At 60.1% G+C, this 19,671-nt stretch carries 16 protein-coding genes; 3 read left to right on the plus strand and 13 right to left on the minus strand.

Annotated features, from left to right (window positions below):
- Positions 1-3: 3 nt before the first annotated feature.
- Both SNE35_RS04995 and SNE35_RS05000 read right to left on the minus strand, forming a co-directional pair.
- Positions 4-1,338, minus strand: a complete 1,335-nt coding sequence (locus SNE35_RS04995) for a UDP-glucose dehydrogenase family protein (RefSeq protein WP_320421763.1) — start codon at positions 1,336-1,338, stop codon at positions 4-6.
- A 13-nt stretch (positions 1,339-1,351) separates the two neighbouring features.
- The gene (locus SNE35_RS05000; protein ID WP_320421764.1) at positions 1,352-2,359 is read right to left on the minus strand and encodes an NAD-dependent epimerase; all 1,008 of its coding nucleotides are present in this window, start codon (positions 2,357-2,359) and stop codon (positions 1,352-1,354) included.
- Between the two features lie 236 nt (positions 2,360-2,595).
- Here SNE35_RS05000 and SNE35_RS05005 point away from each other — a divergent pair, with 236 nt between their 5' ends.
- The 3 genes from SNE35_RS05005 (at position 2,596) to SNE35_RS05015 (ending at position 6,551) form a co-directional block, all read left to right on the plus strand.
- Positions 2,596-3,318 carry a WecB/TagA/CpsF family glycosyltransferase gene (locus SNE35_RS05005; protein ID WP_320421765.1) on the plus strand — a complete coding sequence of 241 codons (723 nt, stop codon included), beginning with the start codon at positions 2,596-2,598 and terminating at the stop codon, positions 3,316-3,318.
- Between the two features lie 119 nt (positions 3,319-3,437).
- On the plus strand, positions 3,438-5,897 hold the full coding sequence (locus tag SNE35_RS05010; protein WP_320421766.1) for a heparinase II/III domain-containing protein: 2,460 nt from the start codon (positions 3,438-3,440) through the stop codon (positions 5,895-5,897).
- 285 nt (positions 5,898-6,182) lie between these two features.
- Positions 6,183-6,551 carry an LbetaH domain-containing protein gene (locus SNE35_RS05015; RefSeq protein WP_320421767.1) on the plus strand — a complete coding sequence of 123 codons (369 nt, stop codon included), beginning with the start codon at positions 6,183-6,185 and terminating at the stop codon, positions 6,549-6,551.
- A gap of 10 nt (positions 6,552-6,561) precedes the next feature.
- Here SNE35_RS05015 and SNE35_RS05020 read toward each other — a convergent pair whose 3' ends face one another.
- The 11 genes from SNE35_RS05020 to epsF form a co-directional block, all read right to left on the minus strand.
- Entirely contained in the window at positions 6,562-8,511 is a 1,950-nt protein-coding gene (locus SNE35_RS05020) for a heparinase II/III family protein (RefSeq protein WP_320421768.1), read from the minus strand.
- Between the two features lie 53 nt (positions 8,512-8,564).
- Positions 8,565-9,647, minus strand: coding sequence for a glycosyltransferase family 4 protein (locus SNE35_RS05025; protein WP_320421769.1), 1,083 nt, complete (start codon positions 9,645-9,647; stop codon positions 8,565-8,567).
- Positions 9,647-10,030 (minus strand): serine O-acetyltransferase, encoded by a 384-nt coding sequence (locus SNE35_RS05030; RefSeq protein WP_320421770.1) that lies wholly within the window; start codon positions 10,028-10,030, stop codon positions 9,647-9,649. Before SNE35_RS05030 ends, SNE35_RS05025 begins: the two co-directional genes overlap by 1 nt.
- 212 nt (positions 10,031-10,242) lie before the next feature.
- The gene (locus SNE35_RS05035) at positions 10,243-10,995 is read right to left on the minus strand and encodes a phenylacetate--CoA ligase family protein (RefSeq protein WP_320421771.1); all 753 of its coding nucleotides are present in this window, start codon (positions 10,993-10,995) and stop codon (positions 10,243-10,245) included.
- 621 nt (positions 10,996-11,616) lie between these two features.
- Positions 11,617-12,738: a glycosyltransferase family 4 protein gene (locus SNE35_RS05040; RefSeq protein WP_320421772.1), complete on the minus strand. Its 1,122-nt coding sequence runs from the start codon at positions 12,736-12,738 to the stop codon at positions 11,617-11,619.
- Positions 12,735-14,219, minus strand: coding sequence for an O-antigen ligase family protein (locus SNE35_RS05045; RefSeq protein ID WP_320421773.1), 1,485 nt, complete (start codon positions 14,217-14,219; stop codon positions 12,735-12,737). Before SNE35_RS05045 ends, SNE35_RS05040 begins: the two co-directional genes overlap by 4 nt.
- A gap of 9 nt (positions 14,220-14,228) precedes the next feature.
- Positions 14,229-15,716, minus strand: coding sequence for an oligosaccharide flippase family protein (locus tag SNE35_RS05050; RefSeq protein WP_320421774.1), 1,488 nt, complete (start codon positions 15,714-15,716; stop codon positions 14,229-14,231).
- A 47-nt stretch (positions 15,717-15,763) separates the two neighbouring features.
- Positions 15,764-16,456: an exosortase-associated protein EpsI, B-type gene (gene epsI, locus SNE35_RS05055; RefSeq protein WP_320421775.1), complete on the minus strand. Its 693-nt coding sequence runs from the start codon at positions 16,454-16,456 to the stop codon at positions 15,764-15,766.
- Positions 16,453-17,370 carry an exosortase B gene (xrtB, locus tag SNE35_RS05060; protein WP_320421776.1) on the minus strand — a complete coding sequence of 306 codons (918 nt, stop codon included), beginning with the start codon at positions 17,368-17,370 and terminating at the stop codon, positions 16,453-16,455. Before xrtB ends, epsI begins: the two co-directional genes overlap by 4 nt.
- On the minus strand, positions 17,360-18,241 hold the full coding sequence (locus SNE35_RS05065; RefSeq protein ID WP_320421777.1) for a polysaccharide biosynthesis tyrosine autokinase: 882 nt from the start codon (positions 18,239-18,241) through the stop codon (positions 17,360-17,362). Before SNE35_RS05065 ends, xrtB begins: the two co-directional genes overlap by 11 nt.
- Complete coding sequence (epsF, locus tag SNE35_RS05070; protein ID WP_320421778.1) at positions 18,238-19,662, minus strand: chain length determinant protein EpsF; 1,425 nt, start codon at positions 19,660-19,662, stop codon at positions 18,238-18,240. Before epsF ends, SNE35_RS05065 begins: the two co-directional genes overlap by 4 nt.
- Positions 19,663-19,671 lie beyond the last annotated feature (9 nt).

Here is a 19,671-nt window from a genome sequence, read left to right on the forward strand (position 1 = left end):
GTCTTACCGCCCGGGTGTACCACGGCCAATGCCGTGGTGCTCGATGCCCAGCGCCTTCATCAACGAAGGCTCGTACTGGTTCCGCCCGTCGAACACCACCGGCTGCTTCAGCGCAGCCTTGATGCCGTCGAAGTCCGGGCTCTTGAATTCCTTCCACTCGGTGACGAGCAGCAGCGCATCGGCGCCTTCCAGCGCCGCGTCGGCCTTGTCGGCGAAGCTCAGGCCCGGGCGTTCGCCCAGGATCCGCTTCGCCTCGGTCATCGCCACCGGGTCATAGGCCGACAGCGTCGCGCCGCGGCTGAGCAGTTCCTCGACGATCACCAATGCCGGCGCCTCGCGCATGTCGTCGGTGTTCGGCTTGAAGGCCAGGCCCCACAGCGCGAAGCGGCGGCCCGTGAGGTCAGCACCGAAGCGCGTCACGACCTTGTCCACCAGCACGCGCTTCTGACGCTCGTTGGCCTCTTCCACCGCTGTCAGCACGCGCAACGGAATGCCCTCGTCCTGCGCGGCACGCACGAGCGCCTTCACGTCCTTCGGGAAGCAGGAGCCGCCGTAGCCCGCGCCGGCATAGAGGAAGCTGTAGCCGATACGTGGGTCGGAGCCAATGCCGCGGCGCACCAGCTCGATGTCCGCGCCGACCTTCTCGGCCAGCAGCGCCAGCTCGTTCATGAAGCTGATCCGCGTGGCCAGCATCGCGTTGGCGGCGTACTTCGTGAACTCCGCGCTGCGCAGGTCCATCACCTGCATGCGATCGTGGTTGCGGGTGAAGGGCGAGTACAGCGCGCGCATCAGCAGCGTGGCCTGCTCGTCGTCGGAGCCGACGATGATGCGGTCCGGCTTCATGAAGTCCTCGACCGCCGCGCCTTCCTTCAGGAACTCGGGGTTGCTGACGACGCCGAACTGCACCTCGACGCCACGCTTGGCCAGCTCCTCGTCGATCGCGGCCTTGACCTTGTCGGCCGTGCCCACCGGCACCGTGCTCTTGTCGACGATGACCTTGTAGTCCGTCATCCGCTGGCCGATCGAGCGCGCGGCGGCGATCACGTATTGCAGGTCGGCCGAGCCGTCTTCATCGGGCGGCGTGCCAACGCCGATGAACAGGATGGTGCCGTGCTGCACGGCCATGTCCACATTGGTCGTGAACTGCAGGCGGCCGGCTTCGACGTTGCGGCGCACCACCTCCAGCAGGCCCGGTTCGTGGATGGGGATCTCGCCCTCGTTGAGGATGCGGATCTTCTCCGGGTTCACGTCCAGGCAGACCACATGGTTGCCCATCTCGGCCAGGCAGGCGCCAGTGACGAGGCCCACATAGCCAGTGCCGATCGCAGTAACTTTCATCGAACTCTTTCGCTCAAACCTTGTAATAGTCGCGGTACCACGTGACAAAGCGTTGAATGCCCTCGGGCACCGGCGTCGCCGGGCGGAAGCCAGTCCATTCGGCCAATTCCTCGACATTCGCGTGCGTGGCCGGCACGTCGCCGTCCTGCAGCGGCATGAAGTTCTTTTGCGCCTCGCGGCCGGTGGCCTGCTCGATCGCCTCGATGAATTCCATCAGCTGGATCGGCGCATGGTTGCCGATGTTGAACACGCGGTAGGGCGCGTTCGAGCGGGCTGGGTCGCTCTTGATCGGGTCGTAGTCCGGATCGGCCGTGGCCGGGCGGTCCAGCACACGCACGACACCTTCGGCGATGTCGTCGATGTAGGTGAAGTCGCGGATCATCTTGCCGTGGTTGAACACGTTGATCGGCTTGCCTTCGAGAATGGCCTTGGTGAACAGGAACAGCGCCATGTCCGGACGGCCCCAGGGACCGTAGACGGTGAAGAAGCGCAGCCCCGTGGTCGGCAGGCGGAACAGGTGGCTGTAGGTGTGCGCCATCAGTTCGTTGGCCTTCTTCGTCGCCGCATACAGGCTCACCGGATGGTCGACGCTGTGGTGCTCCGAGAACGGCATCAGCGTGTTGCCGCCGTAGACGCTGGAACTGGACGCGTAAGCCAGGTGCTGCACGCCGCTGTGCCGGCAGCCCTCAAGAATGTTGGTGAAGCCGACGATGTTGCTGTCGATGTAGGCGTGCGGGTTCTCGATCGAGTAACGCACGCCGGCCTGCGCAGCCAGGTGGACGACGCGATCAAAGCCGCCTTCGGCGAACAGCTTGGCCATGCCGGTGCGGTCTGCGACGTCCATCTGCACGAACGAGAAGCCCGGCTTGCCGGCCAGTCGAGCCAAGCGGTTGTGCTTGAGCCGTGGATCGTAGTAGTCGTTCAGATTGTCCAGGCCGACGACCTGATCTCCACGCGCCAGCAGGATCTGGCTGACATGCATGCCGATGAAGCCGGCGGCGCCGGTGACGAGTACTTTCACGAGCGATCCCTTGTTGGTCCTTGGCAGCTCGCGGAGTCACGAGCGCCGGCAACTATTGTCACCCAGGGGAGTGACCGCCGGCGCCGCCCGCTGCGCCTTACGTCACGCTCCCTCGACACAATGGCGCCTCTAGAATCCGCGAGCCCCGGGTGGAACCCCGACAACGGCGCCCCGGCCCTTGTGTCGCATATCGCAGTCAACGTCTGATGAAAAACCAATCACCGCGCATAGAGCTCATGGGCTGCAAGATCGACAACCTGTCGATGGAAGAGACGCTCCAGACCATTGAAGGCTTCATCGCCAGCGGCGAGCCGCACCAGCACGTTGTCGTCAATGTGGATAAGCTGGTCAAGGCCCAGAAGGATCCGGCACTCCGTCAGATCATCAACGACTGCGCGCTCATCAACGTCGACGGCATGCCGGTGGTCTGGGCCTCTCGCCTGTTGGGCAAGCCGCTCAAGGAGCGCGTGGCAGGCGTTGACCTGTTCGAAAGCCTGATGCGGCGCTCAGCCGAAAAGGGCTGGCGGGTTTACCTGCTAGGAGCGAAAGAGGACATCGTCTCTCGCGTCCGCGACATCTACGCCAACAAGTACCCCGGACTGGTCTTCGCCGGCTATCGAAACGGTTACTGGAAGCCTGACGAGGAAGGCGCCATCGTGCAGCAGATTGCCGAGGCCAAGGCTGACCTGCTCTTCGTCGCCATCAGCTCTCCGAAGAAGGAGCAGTTCCTCGGCGCTTACCAGGCGACCATGAAGATTCCGTTCGCCATGGGCGTAGGCGGCACCTTCGACGTCGCCGCTGGGAAGGTCAAGCGTGCACCTGTATGGATGCAGAAGGTCGGATTGGAGTGGTTCTATCGATTCCTGCAGGAGCCACGCCGCATGTTTCGGCGCTACTTCATCGAAGACATGGCTTTCTTCGGATTGCTGTTGAAGGAATGGCGAAAACAAAGCAGTTGAACCGCCCCGAGAGGGGCACAACTCCTTTCTAATCAATCGTCAACACAATGGCGGCAGAATTCGCGCCGCAGTCTGTCCATTCTCAGAAGATCGCAGTTGCGCCTGCTTGGAGTGCCAGCATGAAGTTCTCGCTCGATCGCGTCGTCGCTCACTGGACCTTCGCCCGAACCGCATGCGTGCTGTCGGCCTTCATCGCAGCGTCAGCACTAGCGGCGACACAGGGCCTGTCGGTGACCACGATACGCGCCGGCACGGGCCTGTCAGAGGCCGATGAACCCGCCTGTGTGCCTGGTGAAGGCGATTTCATGGATCGTCTGCCTCTGCATGCGCGCCGCGTAGCGCCGCGCGACTGCGCAACCGTAGATAGCAAGACGCCTCAGTTTTCCTGGGCTCAGCCGGGAGACCGGGACCCATCCATACCGTGGGCCTTCACACTGCGCCGAGCAGGAAGCCACGAACTCGTCGCAGTGCGCACCATCCCCGTGCCGCGTATTTCACTCAGCCAGCCCAAACTTGCCCCTGGCAACTACGAATGGGACGTTGTCTACACGACCAAATCGGGTCGTCAAACGCGCAGCGGCGTGCGGCGGTTCCAAGTCGCTGGTGATGTACCGGTCGACTGGCCATCTGGTGCCGATGTGGCAGCCCGTGTCGCCGAGCGCCCCCATCCGAGAATGCTGCCGACGGGAACGAGCTTTGCACGCATCGGCGATTTGGCCAAGAAAGGTGAGTTGAAGGGCGCCTTTGCGGGTTTGACCAACACGGCCATGGCCGCCGCCACCGCCCCACCCCTGGTTGAGCCCACTGCCGGCCGCTCGGCCTATGCAACAGAAGCCGCCTATGCAGCCGCAGTCAACAACTCCAAAAATCTGCTCGCGCTTGAGCGGCGTCGAATTGAAGCGCTCGGGCTGCTCGGCCGCTTCGCAGGAAATGACAGCTATACGAGCAAGGGAGTAGCGCGGTTGATGTCGCTGGCAACTTGGAATCCCGACGGAATCACCAGCGAAGCGGCCCAGGATCAGTCGAATCGCGAGATTTACCTCGCGCTGGCGCAAGGACTGGATCTCTATGCCGAGCAACTTGGCCCGAGCGACGTCGCGCTGATCGTGAAGGCGCTCAGGAGCCGTTTGGCTCAGGCGCGCAGAAGCCAGTCAGCGGTTGACACCTATCCGTACAACCCCCACCCACTCACGGCTGGCCAGTACGTATTGGAAGCACTGCTGTATTCGGTCGGCACGCCAGGCTTCCCTGAAGCGTCCGCGTGGTTGTCCGAAGCCTACGAAGACCTCATCAACACCACAGACACCTTCATGACCGATGACGGTGGTTACGGCAATGGCGTGGCCTATGCGTGGTATGCGATGACAACGCTGCCCTATTCGATGGCGGCTTTGAAGATCATGGCCGGAGTTGACTTGACGCAGCATCCCGCCGTCGCCCAGTTCGGCGAGTTTTTGATCGCCTTCACTGCCCCAGCCGGCTCGCACATGAGCGCGTTCGGTGACGGTGCAGAGTTGACCGACAACTATCAGCGCTTTGCATGGGAGAGTTTCCGACTCTACGCCGCACTGATGCAGAAGCCGATGTACGACTGGTACTGGCGCTTCGCTGCAAGCAACGTCAACAAGACCGCCTATCCAGGAGCCTGGCCGTTCATGGTCCTTGGCTCGGAAGCCAAGACTGCTTCTACACCTAAAGCACCCACCCGCCAGTCCTGGGTCTTTCCCGATGCCGGTATGGCGGCCCTGCACTCGGACAGCGCCAGCCCGCAGCGCACCAGCATCTACTTCAGATCTAGCCGCTTTGGCAGCTTCAATCACTCACACGCAGACCAGAACAGTTTCGCGCTGGTCTCTCACGGTCGGAGTCTGCTGGTGAGCGGCGGCTACTACCCGTACTACATGTCCCCTCACCATGCGAACGTCACGCGAGCGACGCGCTACAAGAATGCATTGACCTTCGATGGCGGTATTGGCCAGGCTGAGCCTGTTACCGCGCCAACATCACCTGGACGGCCGTTGGAATCCATGGAAGCTAGCGGTCGACTGACAAACGCTTTCGACAACGGCGAGTGGGCCATAGTCACCGGTGACGCAACGAGGGCCTATCAGGGCTATGACAACCGAACCAAGGCCTGGGTGCCGCTCCTTAGCAATGCGATACGCACCGTGGCCTATCAGCGTCAGTTGCGGGTCGTGGTCATCTATGACTGGGCAACCAGTGGAAAGCCGCGGCGCTGGGAGCTGAATTTCAATGCACTGAACTCGATCGCAGTCGACGGCGGCACGGCGAGGATCACAAACGAGACGAGTTCGGCATGCATGGAAGTCTATGGGCCGGATGGCGCGTTTGCCACGACGAAGGGGTTCGCCATTGCACCCGAGGTCCCCTCGCCCGATCAATATCAGTTGCGCTTCACTGCAGCCGTCGCCAGCCAACAGTTGGGCGCTGTAACCGTTATCCGAGAGGATTGCCGCCCGCTCAAAGTTTCGGTGGACTGGAATGGAACTACTGCGAGTGTCAGCCTGGGCACTGAAAACGCGGCCTCGTTCAGTCGAGGCGAAGTGACGCTTCGCTAAGTCCTATCTACCCAATCGCGCGCCGGCTGACAACCGGCCACCTCAAGATCCCCGACGAACATGTCAATTTCGATGAGCCCATGGACTGCACTGCGAGCCGATGTCCACCGTCAATGCGGCCGATTCGGCTACGGTCTTCTGATAAGGGCGGCCCTGTCGAATCGAACATTTCGACCCGTCATGACGCTCAGGTTGTGCCAAGGCATCGCGGAATCTAGGCAGCCCCTTCGCTCGACGCTACCCGTCTTCAAACTAATGCATCGATTCACCACGCATTTGGCTGCCATGGATCTGCCCTGGAGTACTCAGATCGGGGCAGGTTTGGCGCTCACTCATGGCTGGGCTCTCGTCGTAAACGGTGGGGCCAAGATCGGATGCAACGTCACGCTGTTTCATGGCGTCACCCTAGGCCGCCGCGACAGAATTTCTCAAGACGGTGTTCGTGTGACCGAATATCCCGTCATTGAAGATCAGGTCTGGATCGGCCCCCATGCCATCGTCGTTGGCGGCGTCACCATCGGTCGCGGCAGCAGGATCGGCGGTGGTGCATTCGTTGCCGAGAATGTGCCACCATACTCGATCGTGATGGGGAATCCGTCGGCAATCGTGAAGAGCGGCTGTACACCAGACGTCATGAACCCGGCGCCCATCTGAACGTCACAGGCTAGTGCTCAGCTGAATCAGATGTTCCGCCAACTTCCAGAACTGTCAGCCACGATTGATTCCCCGCCACCTCGGCCTCAACGACGCAGCAGGTTGCAGCTTCACGTTGTAGATAGGAGCCCGAGTACCAGCCCTGCGGCATCGAGTCATCGCCGCGAACCAGCCACGCTTGACAATGCGCAGGTAGCGTCATAGTCAGAGCGCGATTCCCGACGGTAGCGACCAGCTCTTGTGGCTGCAAACGCACCTGGACGCCAGGTGCGAAGTGCCATGTCCATCGTGCTCGGTGCCCCGCTCGACATTCAAAGGTGTCAAGCACTTCTAGGCGTCGCTGCGTGGCTCGGTAATGCCACTTGCGTCGATGCGTGACCGGATCTTGAAGGCGTGAATAGCCATCGTGCTCTGCTTCGAGAATTTGCTCATGGTCGCCCTCGAACCACGCCTGCGTCGTGGTTCGAGCATGCCTGATCCACATGAACGGTCCGGCACTCAAGGATTGCTCCTCGTCGTCCAGCATCACGGTGTTGTGAGCCGCGGTCGAACGGAAGAAACGTCGCCACTCCGGATGAGCGCTGTAACAGCCAGTACCGGGGTCGACCAGGAAAGCCCGAGCTCCGACAGACAGCGTGAAGGAAAGCGCATCTGCATGCCCGTGAGCAGCGATCGACAGATAGCCGAGAGGGCCCACATCCGCGACGATGCGAATGGCATCGGATTGATCTCCAGCATCTCCAAGTACGACATAGCCGCCCCGGCGGAAATCGCGCCGTGGCGCCAGGCTGCCGGGCTGCAGCTCATTCCAGAGCGAGGGGCCATTCGGCCCCAACCACCAGAGCAGGGCATCCGGTTGCGCACCAGCACTTGTCTTGAAATCTGCCCGGCCTCTCAGCACGGCCGACACAGCCATCAACTCGCGCCACACAGGGCGCTCCGAAAGCGTCAGCTTCAGCGCCGCTCCATCGTCGGCATCCCCGAACTGAGGCAAATTGCCCGCCGCATCGGCGACATGAGCAGGAAATTCCACAGCACTTTCCAGGCGTTGCCAGAACTGGCTCGAGAACCGGTCTCTCGATTCGATCGGAACCAGTGCTGCTGCCAGGAAAAGCTCGTTGACAAAACTCTGGTAGGCAAATGCCTGTTCACGATTGACACCATCCTCCGTGTACTGCCGAGCCATCTCTCGCTCCAACAGCGCATGCGAGCGAGCCTGCCAAGCGGCACTCTCCGGCCACAGAGGCCATGTTTGCGCCGCAACAAACCAACCGGCGGCCTCGCCGACCAGATGATTGTTTGCGGAGGAATACAAGGAGAGATGACGCGAGATAAATCGTTGCTGGAGATACAACGCCTCATAGAAGCGCTCAAGCAACGCTGCATCTGCCTCGAATAGCAGACCTTCGGCACCGCCCGTCGCCCGCCAAATCCAAGCCCAATTGATCAGACGCAGCGCCGGCTCCAAGGCACTAGCCCAATGAGGGCCTCGTGGATATGGATTGGCATCGAGCCAAGAAATGAGTTGCTCACGAAGGCCTGCCAAATAGCGCGTATCGCCACTAATGAGCCAGGCTTGAACGAGCCACGGCCATTGCTGATGCCGCGCAGGTTCCCATACGCCTTTGATGTCGAACCCTGCTGCGTGCCCACCGATCGGCATCGTCGGGCCATAGACGAGCGGCAGGCTGATGCCCGTCAGCGGATCTTGCAACCATCTCGGCGGATGACCGATCTTCGCTGCGTGCTTGCTGAAAACATCAAGCTCTCCGCATAGGACAGCGTCGGCTCGGCGTAAGTACGAGGCAGCATCGATTGTCTCGACCTGCCCGCACCAGGGCTGCAGTTGGGCCGGCGTTGCTATGCGCGACGGAACTCGCACTTCTGGCAGCCATCCCGCCTTCTCCGTGTAATTGCGCACCTGAACGAATACTCTGTGCGCAAGCTCGCGGGCAGACATCAGGCGCAACCGCCTCCAGTACCAAGCCAGCCCAGTTCCACTCGAAGCCATTGCTAGAGCCTCCCCGCGCGCCTGCGTACACCGAGGCTCTCATAGAGGACGCCAAGCTTCCCGATCACTTGATCAGCCGCATAGCGCTCAAGAACTCGCGCCCTCGCTTGGACGCCAAGACGTCGACGCAAATCCCCGTCGCCCATCAGTCGACCAAGGGCCATCGCAAGCGAATCGACGTCGCCAGGTTGCACAAGCAGCGCATGGACTCCCTGCTCGACCGCCTCGGGAATGCCTCCCACCGGGGTAACAACAAGAGCCTTGCTTTCGGCCATTGCTTCCAGCATTGCCATCGGCAATCCCTCGTCGTACGACGGCAGCGCAAAGATGCCGGCGCGGGCCAGTTGATCACGCTTCTCGTCCGGTCCGAGCCAGCCGCAGATCTCGACCGCTTGCGCCACGCCCAGCGCACCTGCGCTTGCGCGCAAGGCGTCGAGATCGCCATCGCCACCGACTGCCAACTGGGCTGGCGTTCCGGCGCGCCGTAACTGCGCCACAGCATCGAGCAGATCAAACGTGCCCTTGGCTCGCGACACGCGGCCAAGATAGAGCACTCGATGAGGATCCACTGAATCAATTGCAGGCACAGCCGTCACAGACACTGGATTCGCAATGACCTCGACCCGTCCGCACGCGCCCAGGGACCGTGCTACATCCGCCCAACTTTCGGACAATGCAACGACCACCGAACTGCGCGTCAGGACCTCGCGGATACGGAGTCCTGTCCTATCACCTTGATGCGTAGTCGCATATTTAGCGAATCCGCCGCCGTGTAAATGGAAAATCGTAGGAACGCCAAAGCTGCGAGCCATCGAGAGGTAGCGGGACTTGCGCTGGAAGCTGGCGTTGGAAGCCGAATGCACGTGAACAATGGCAACGCGGCGCAACAGCAGTTGCCAGAACAGCGCAAAGCCCGCGCCTAACGCGCTCGTCAGCTTGCGCAGCCTGCTGTCCTCACTGTGCGAGACCAAGTAGCGAATCGGGAACTGATCGAACAGACCGGCCTGCTGATAAGCAGAGATGACCGAAGCAATACCACCCTTGCCGCGTGGGTCCGTGCCGATCATGACAACATACTTTGCCATCACGACGACTTGAGTTTATCTAGAACCGCGCCATCTTCGACGGGCTTCCATTTGCCGTCGCTGAAATACACCCAGCGGCCCCGGAATGAATAGAAGCGGTTGTCGACCTCCGCCCGCTCAAGCACGTTCTGCACTCCATTGACAACCACGCACTTCGACGGCACATCACGCGTAACCACGGCATTGGCCCCGATACGCACGTCGTCACCGATGGTGACTTTTCCAATAATCTTAGCCCCTGCCCCGATATAGCAACGAGTGCCGATGCGAGGTGCGCCAAACCGCTTCGCATCGCCCAGCGTATTCGATCCGATAGTCACCTGCTGAAAGATCACGCAGTCTTGACCTATAGACGCAGCTCCGGACACGAAGATGCTTTTCATGCCGTGTGGAAAGCAGGGCTCATTTGCGAACTTCGAATTCCACGCGATGGAACTGTTGTTCTCGTACTGAAGCCAGCTGTAGAGGGCGACGCGTAACCTATGAAGAATTCGAAACAGTGATTCAGTCGCGCAGCAATCCTTAAGTCGCCACTCGGTCCGATACAAGGTCCGTACGATCAGCCTCGCCAGCATTGCTGAACCTCCAATAAATCTCAGTGCGATCGCCATTCCTGAGATACCCACTTGAACTTGCCACTCGCCAAGGGAGGAATATCGTCGACCACGCGCAACCGGATACCGATTCTTTCGGTGACATGAGAAGCAATGTTGGCCAGCAATGCCTGGCCATCGGCATCGACGAATTCCCCATCTGGCACGACACGTACCTCCCAGATACCTCGCTCGGTTTGCGCCACCTGCGCCTTGCGAATGTTGGCCAACCCTTTGAACGCAAAAGTGATGATGCTGGCGCTGACCGGCGTGCCGTCGGCATCGTAGAGCTGGTCCTCAACCTTGCCGGAAGAAAGTTCAATCACCGGGTAGTGCCGACCGCACGGGCACGCTTCCTTCACCCACTTTGCCCGATCTGAGATCCGGTAGCGCAGCAATGGCATGACATGGTTTCGCAAGGTCGTGCCGACAATGTTTCCGAAGTCGTCGGTCGGCTGACCGGCGTCGTCAAGTATCTCGACGTAGGAATACTCCGGATTCAAGTGATATCGCCCATGCTCACACTGGCACGCGAAGGCGACACGCTCAGCCATGCCATACGAATCGAAAACGGGGCATCCAAGAGTCCGCTCGACTAGTTCTCGCTGCACGCCGAAGAGCGGCTCGGATCCTGTCACAACCGCGCGCAATCCGGAGCGCGCCACTGGACCGTCGACCATCCGACACAGTTCATAAATCGCTGAGGGATAGGCGCGCAACATGACAGCGCCGCGCGCGTGGACGGCTTCGAGCATCGACGCAGCTCTTGAACGATTCACGTGCCGCGTCGATAGCAACAGCTGCCGCCCGAATCGATCCCACAACCAAAAGGGTGGCTGATCCTGCGCTGGCCGGACGACTTGCTCCCCTCGCAGAACAGCTTGTGCCGAACCGTTGTGCCATCCCGCCCAGGACCAGCATTGCAAATGGAATGCCTCTTCCCAGACTACGGAGTCTATGCTGCGGAAAATTTCCAGAGGCGAACCCGAGGTACCGCTCGTCTTTCCCTGCGGCCACCAAAAACGACGCCGACCGTCATTGGGGTAATAGCGATCCCGGCCGCTGACCAAATCAGGTTTCGAAACGACGGGAACATGCGCCCGGAGCCAATCAAAAGGATCAGCGTCAGTAGGGAGTGACGGAAGATGCTTGTAGGCCGGCAGACGACGTCTGGCCGCAATGATCGTCTCCCTCAACAACGCTGCCTGAATTGCACGAGACTCCGATACCGGTTGCCTCTCCCTGGACAACAGCTTGTGCGTCCGGCCCCACGCCAATGGGTTGCGACGCACAAGGTGACGCGCCAGTAGTGAAAGTTGCTTGACTAGAGACAAGGCGTGTTCTCCATTGCTCGCGCTGGAATGCGGCCCGCCGTATCAAGCAACCGTGCTATGGCGCGTGAGCGCAGCGCGATAGGCTTGCTCTGTCGTGGCGGCAATCTGGCGCCACGATAGCGAACCCGAGCGTAGAGACAGCGCAGCGGCGGCCATCGAGCGCCAGCGCTCACGGTCAACAAGCAAGGACTTCATCGCTTCCGCGAGTTGATCGACGTCTCGCGGCTCGATCAGAACTCCATTGACTCCGTTATGAACCAATTCGGGAATGGAGCCGACGCGCGAAGCAATGACCGGGCGCCCATAGCCAAGCGCCAGCGCTGCGACACCACTCTGGGTGCCGTCGACATATGGCAGAACAACTGCGGTGGCCTCAGCAAAGAGCCGCTGCACATCTGGCTCGCTGATGTATCGATCCATGACTACAAACGCGCCCGGAGTCTGCTGCAGTTGAGGCAGGTTTGCTTGCAGATCTGAACCTCTTCCCGCGATGACACCGACGACGGGAAGCCCCTGTTCGTGAAGACGCTGGACAGCTTCCACGAAGTAGCGAAGTCCCTTGTATTCATGGATACGCCCGAAGAACAGAAAGTGCCCCAACTGCAACGGCTCGGTCAGAAGGATTTCATGGGGTGGGCCCAGTGGTCCGTGGGGTATCGAATAGATCCGCCCAACCAGCTTAGGCTGCATGCGCTGCAACTGCGCAACGAGCGAAGTACCGTGCGCGAACATCGCATCGACGCGGCGTCGCACCAAAGCCCTGTAAACGCGATAGCGGGAGAAGCGCAGCCGTCGTGCGTCCTGCCCGGAATGATTCGTTGGATCGTGGACTGTCATCAGCCAGGGATAGCGCCGTAGCATGGGCATCGCAAAGACCAGTTCGTCGCGCAACTCCTCCTGAGTATGCACAACCTCCGGCGAAAACTCCTTCACTGCCCGGACGATGCGGCGCGTGTTGCGGACGACGTCGGTAATAGCCTTCGGTCGGTCAAGCGTGACGATGGAAAGACGCGCCCTCGCAAATTCAACCTGCAGACGCTCGCCAAGCTCGTTGCGCGCATTGTCGGCGTAGAGAATTAGCAGGACATCATTGGACTCGGCCAATGCCGCCGCAAGATGGGCCGAATACTCAGCGAAGTGCAGGGCGAGGAAGGCGACCCTCATCGCAGCCTCTGGCCCAGCATGTAGGCACCCGGCAGCGGCACCTCGCGCGGACTGGTCAGCGGGCGAGCGCCACGGTCAACGACGTAAACCAGCAGCATCATGAAGGCGAAGAACTCTCCGCCCAGAACTGAATTCGGCTGCAGCGGCACCTCAACCATCGACCGCATGAAAAAGACGAGCATGAATGCCAGCGATCCGCCGCGGCTTGGGCCTGCAGCACGCCAGGCATAGGCGCACATCACGCCAAAGAACCACAAATAGGCCAACAAACCGATGGACCCAGAGCGACTGAACACCTGGAGAAACTCGTTGTGTGCGTGTGTCGCCCCAGTCAGGCCTGTTCGAAGCCGCGTTTCCAGGCCCCAGAAATCTCCGCCATTTCCGAAAATGGGGCTGTCCAGTCCCGACTGGATCGCGAATTTCCAGATATAGACGCGACCGGTGGCAGTGGACAGATCGTCCATGGCGCGCGCATTGAGCCGCCGGCTGAGCCCGCCGAAGATGTCAGGATCGGCAATGCTGACCCACACGCCCAAGGTGACGAAGACCAGCACAAGAATCAGCGACAACATTGCCGTCAGTTCACCGCGGCCGGCGCTGCCAGCCTTGCTCGCCTTGATCTTTTGAAGCCAACGCCACAGCAGCACGAGACCCACGCCCAGCGCAGCAGCCCCGATCGCAGCCTTCGATTGGCTCAGCACCATCGTCACCGCGGCAGCGCCCAAAAGCAGCCAATGCAGCCATTTCCGCTGCGCCGGCTCGCAGACCTCGATCATGAGCAGAGCAAGTGCAACCGACCCAAGCGTATTCGCCGTCGCAGTGATGCCCCAGAGACGCATGCTGAAACCAGGAATGAGCCCGAGATATCCGGGCTGCATCGCCAGGCTCGGATAAACCGCGCCAGCCACCAGACTGCCGAGAACCAGGACTGACAGGGTTTGCTTGACGACGACAACTGGATCGATCGCCGAGTACTGCATCCAAAGCAGCAGGGCCAAGAAAATGAAGAGTGGATAGACCAGAGAAATGTGGAAATAGTGCGCGTCCGTAAACACAAACGGCACGATGCTGAAGCAGACGTAGAAACACAACAAGGACCAAACTGCATCGCTGGGCGGCTTCCGGCCCCCGGCCGCGTACCGATTGACCGGCAGGCTCTTCCACCAGGGCCTGAACAGCCAGGCAACGCAGAGAGCCGTTGCGAAGCCCAGTGCCAATGCCAGCAGAATTTTGGCCCCAATAAAGCCGCCCACGTCACCCTGAGCCTCGATGGCAAGTGCATCCGCGATCAGTCGAAGCGATCGGCCTGACATCAGAATCGCCATCGCACTCGCGATGACCAGCATCCACATCAGAACCTGAAACATTCGCCCGGGCAGGGAGCTGGCTAGATGGCCGATGACCACTGTGGCACCAACTGCAAGCAGTCCGAGTCCGAACGCAATGAGCAGGTAGATGGAAAAAACGATCGCAATGTCCATCGCGGTCCCTTATAGATTGCCGTGTTGTGACGGATGCACCAGCCTCAGACGCGCCAACAGCCGACGTCCAGTAGCTGATCGTTCCAGCAACTCGGCGCTCGCTGGTGACACAACCCAGCGCGGAAAAAGCACGACCAGCACGAACACCAGAATCAGCGTCAGCACCACGCTGACGAGTTCCTGTTGAAGGTTCGAGCCCGGCAGGCGAAACCAAGTCGACAGCGGGAGCGCTGCTGCCACGGCAAGCAGCGCTGGACCACGCAAACTGGCCCACATGTCTGCACGGCTGATGGCGCCCACCCGTACCACGACGAGCAGTTGTTGGGCACAACGGGCCAAGTAGGCTACCGACACCGCCCAGCCTATGGCATTGACGGTATGACTGTGAGCAACAAACAGGCCCACGAGCATCAACGCAAGGCACAGAGCTTGTGACCTAACCACCTCGCGTTGATGCCCTGTCGCGGTCAAGACCGAACTGGTCACGGTACTGAGAGCCATCGCAACCATGCCAGGACTCAGCGCTGCCAATACAGCGCCGGCAGCCAGCCACTTGTGTCCGAAGACAAAACTGACAAGAAAGTCCGCATGTGCCCACACATAGGCATAGAGCGGGGCGACAGCAAACCCGATCATCGAGAGTGCGGTCAAGTACAGACGGCGTATCTTTGCTTCGTCCCGTTCAAGCGCTGATGCTGTCGAGAACAAAAGAACCTGCAGCGTTTGCACAAGTTGCAGCGCAGGCTGGCGCGCAAGTACCGAGGCGGCATTGAAATTGCCTAGTGCACCGGCACCCATGCCGCCGACAACGACGCCACTGGCATTGTCGACAGCCCAATTGAGCACGTTGATACCAGCGACTTGCCGTCCCAGAGCGCCCGCCGCGCAGGTCGCAAATGGATTCACCAGTCGCAGTGAATACTTGACGTAATACTGACCAATCAGGATCTGCAACAAGGCCTGCGTATACCAAGCGCCCAGCAAGGACCAGACACCAAAGCCGCACCACGCGAGGACCAGACCGACGCCAGGATAGGCGATGACATAGGCGCCGGTCGTCGCGTACTGCAACTCGCGAAAGCGCAAATCGCGCCGGAGCCTGGCATGCGACGCCGCATAGGGGCCAATCAATAGATAGGCAGGTGCGGAATAGCGCACGACTTGCCCGACCAGCGGATTGGCGAGCCAGATTTCCAGTGGGAAAGAACAAATAAATACGCCGACGCCACACAGCAAACCGGCAAGCATCATTCGGCTGTAGGCGATAGCCACTTCCTGCTCGGCAAAGCTGCTTTGAATCAGCGACCAGCCAAAGCCCTGATCAACAACAAGAGCAAGCACACCATTGAGCAGCGATACATAGCCGAACGCGCCGACCAAGTCGGGGCCAAGCTCGCGCATGATGAAAACTTGCGCGACAAGCTGTGCACCGACCCGAACCAGCGTCCCGAGATAGTTGCTCTTAATGGCCGCGAAGACCTTGCTCGTCAGGGTCATGGGCCCAACCCGTGCGTACGCGGTTCGCTCTTGGCCGACGAGGCCAATCAGCGGCTGCCGGCGCTGATGCCGAACACACGCGGCAGCCAAGCTGGATCAAAGGCATTACGCAGATCCTGCACGAAACGATTCTGCAGCGCATATGCGGCTGACGTGTCATTGCTGATGCTGGAAACGCGAACAAGCATGCCGTCAGCGATGATGCCTCGCAGTCCATACCTCATTTGCATCATTTTCTGATCCTGAGCTGAGAGCGCCACGTAGTCTCCGACCGTGAACCAGAAGGTGACAGGTTCAACGCGAGAACCCAACTTCGCCACCATGTGCCGTACCGGCAATTCCCGGCCGGTGACGGGGATGCTGCCGTTCACGTTGCTAAGAATTTCAAAACCTTGAGCGGGATAGCAAACATCCGGTCGGTGAGCGCGAGTTCCGTCGGACTGATCGCCACCATACGCGACAGACACCATGATGCGATTGCCCGAGCCATCAACGTAGGTGCGAGTCAGAACTTGGTTGTACAGCTTGTCGAGCATGGCCTGCACGTCCGGGGAGATGATCATCACCGGCTGCTGATCATCGACGCGCCAATTGCCAAATGCAGCCGGAAAAATCTTGTCGAGATCGACCTTGGCCTGGGAGTCGGCCCAATACGTATGCGGCCGCATCCAATGACCAAATGCCGCACCGCTCAAGAGGAGTGCACAGACCAAAAGTGCGCGCAGACGATAAGAGTTCATACAGCAACGACCCTGCGTTCCACGAAGAAGAAATTCAGCACGCGGTCGTAAAGCAGCATGAACATCAGCGCCACGAGGAACAGAACCATTCCCGCAAAGCCGTGCACGAAGCCCTGACCTGCTTCGTCACCAAAGTAGTAGGTCACCAGAACCAGGATGATCACCCGCACAACGTTGGCAACGAAAGCCGTGGGTATGAGGGCCAGGGCCAGGGCTACATTCCGACCGACGGACTTGTACTGCATCAGATTCATGTAAAGCATACCCAGTGCCTCAAGCGTGAACATTGAGTTCAGGCCTGCGCAGGCGTCAGCCACGAGCAACTGGTACTGGCCCACGGTCAAAGTCACACCGGAACGCCCGACGGGATAGCCCGCGTCATACAACAGCGAACTGGCAACCACCGAAACGGCAGATTTGAGCGGCGCCGTCACCGCGGCGACCAAGGCCGAGGGCAGCGGAATCATGAATATTAGGAAGAACAGCGGGAACCAAATCGTCCGCAATCCCGCAGGCCCCTTGAAGATCAAGGCAATTGCCGCAAGCACGACGATTTGCGATCCGATGCCCAGAAGCCAAACGTCCTGCGAATAGCCAACAGCGAAAGCGAAGCACCCCAAGACCAGCAAGGGATATCCGAGCCAGGGCGCGCCGGGCGAAGACAGTTCCGCAAGTTTGTGCCGGGCATTGAAAATCAGCCATAGGCTCACGGCAAGAATGATGGGCCCATGACCCTGCTCATCCGTTCGCCAGACGGTTTCGCTGAGATCGATGTAGGTCGGCACATACATCAGCAGCATGCCCACCAGTACAGCTGCTGCAGCTACCCGGTCCAAACTATCGGGCAGCCAAGGAACCGGCTTGATACTCTGAGCCATGGTCGAGGTCCGCGCCTGCACGCCGTCAATGTTCATTGAAGATCGCGCCGGCCAATTGGACGGAACCACCCTCAAAATTGGCAACCAGATCCTGCAGACCAGCCACCTTGGAGCTGCCCTTGCGAGCAACGACCAACGCAGCGCCGCAACGTGCAGCGATGACTGCCGAGTCAGCACCATAGCCCGCAGCTGGTGTATCGACGACGACTTGATCGAACTTGCTGCAAAGCTCGCGCATTAGCAGGCCAAAGGCGGGACGCTCGACCAGTTCCGAAGGATTGGGCGGTAAGGGGCCACCCGGCAGAACGAACAAATTCGTCACGCCATCGACCTGCTGAATCAAGTTTGATTCGGTCCGTCCCGACAAGACAGTCGAGAGTCCGCTGGTATTGCGCAGGCCGAACACCTCATGCTGGCGCGGGCCTCGCAAGTCTGCATCCACCAGCAGCGTACGGCCGCCGAGTTGGGCCATGACGATCGCGAGGTTGGCAGCGAAGAAGGTCTTGCCGTCGCCAATAGCAGGGCTCACGATAGCCAATGCCGCGCGCGGCTGACGCGTCGGATCAATCCGCATCGAAACCTGGCTTCGGATCGCTCGAAATGCCTCAGCTTGAACCGAAAACGGCTGATTCAGGGTAACCAGTTCCGGGTTGTTGTTGCGCTTGTCGGCAGCAGCGAGCGGATAGTGAAACTGCTGCGCAAGCGCGCTCAACACATCGTCCTGGCTGACCAGTCCCAAGGCAATCGCGGCTTCGCCAAAACGAACGCCCTTTTCGCGCTGATAACTTAGAACACGCTCGACTTCCTCAGTTGTCAGATTGCGTGCATCGCGAATGATGTCGCCGATGCTGCGTTCCTGCACGGCACTGGCCGGAGCGTCTTGGGTTTCAGTGTTTGAGGTCATCATGTTCGCTCGTTGGGGGCCGGCAATTGGCCAAGCAGCCGCTGTTGCATCAGACTATTGCGTGGTCCGCGGAACATGCGCTTTGCATTCGGCCGCGGAATCGTGCCCAGGACAGGCAGACCAATGGCCTGCACGACGTCTGCAGCGCTGCGGGTGCGGCGATCGCTCAGTTCGAGCACAAGCATCACGGCAGTTGCCAACAGCACGCCGACAAACACCGCCAGCATCGTGTTCAGCAAAACTCGCGGCGAACTCGGTTGGACAGGCGGCACAGCCGCTGTCAGCACCGACACATTGCTCTGCGTGGCTTGGCTTTCAAGGCTGGCCTGATTCAGACGCTGTGAGATCAGGTCATAGGCGTGTTGTGCATTCTCCGCATCGCGCACGAGCACCGCCCCCTCGTCCCGCAGCGCCTTCATCTGCTGGATCTTCTGGCGCTGTGCTTCGATCGAGGCACGTAGTTCACTGACACGTTGCTGATTGATGCTGTTGCTGACACCGACGCCGCTGGTGACCCTTTTGGTCTCCGCTTCGACTCGCCGCCGTGTCTCCTCGACGTTGGCCTTTGTCTCGACGACTTGCGGGTAAGAGTCGCCATACCGTGCACTGAGTTCCTTCAGTCGGGCTTCGCCACGGGCGAGATCGGACTTGAGCGTGCCAATCAGTGCGCTGTTCAAGACTTCCTGCATCTGGTCTCCGGACGAACCCGCAGCGGCTTGACGGCTGCCGGATTCCGAAGCAAGCGCCTGCACGGCAACCAGTTGGCTCGACAGTTCGTTCAGCCGTGTGTTCTCCACATCGAGCCGCTCGTCGGTCGCGATGATGCCTTTCTCGGTCTGAAAGGCGGAAACCTTCTTCTGCGCAACTTCCAGCACATCTCGGGCCTCTTTGGCCCGCTGATCAAAGAAGTTTGAATACTGCTTGGCAGGATCAACTTTCAATTCCAACGCCGTCTGCATGTACGCCTGGACGAACGCGTTGGCCAGACCTGCAGCGAAGCGCGGATCCTGGGCTTGATAGGAGACGTTGATGACATTGGACTCACGGCCGGGCTTGACGTCTAAGGCCTTCTGGAACGTGTCACTGAGCCACTGCTCAATCGTTCCTTCCCCGTCCGTTTGCTCTTGCCACTGCGCACGAATCTGAGGATTTTCATTCAGCTTCAAGTTGCGCACGACCCGGAACGCAACGCGGTCGCTCTGAATGATGTCAATCTGAGTCTGAATCAATCCTGGATTCATGCCGTTGTACAGCACGGCCGCCAGGGGATCAGGCTTGACGTCGAGAACAACCGAAGCAACCGCGGTGTACTTCTTCGGCAGTACAAGGCTGACACCGACGACCAGCACGATCACACCAAAGAAGATCGACAGGCAGATCTTCCAGCGCGCGCGCAGGATCGCAAAAAACTGAGAAATGCTCATTGGTTACCT

This window comes from Roseateles agri, from assembly GCF_034043675.1.
Lineage (GTDB): Bacteria > Pseudomonadota > Gammaproteobacteria > Burkholderiales > Burkholderiaceae_C > KK5.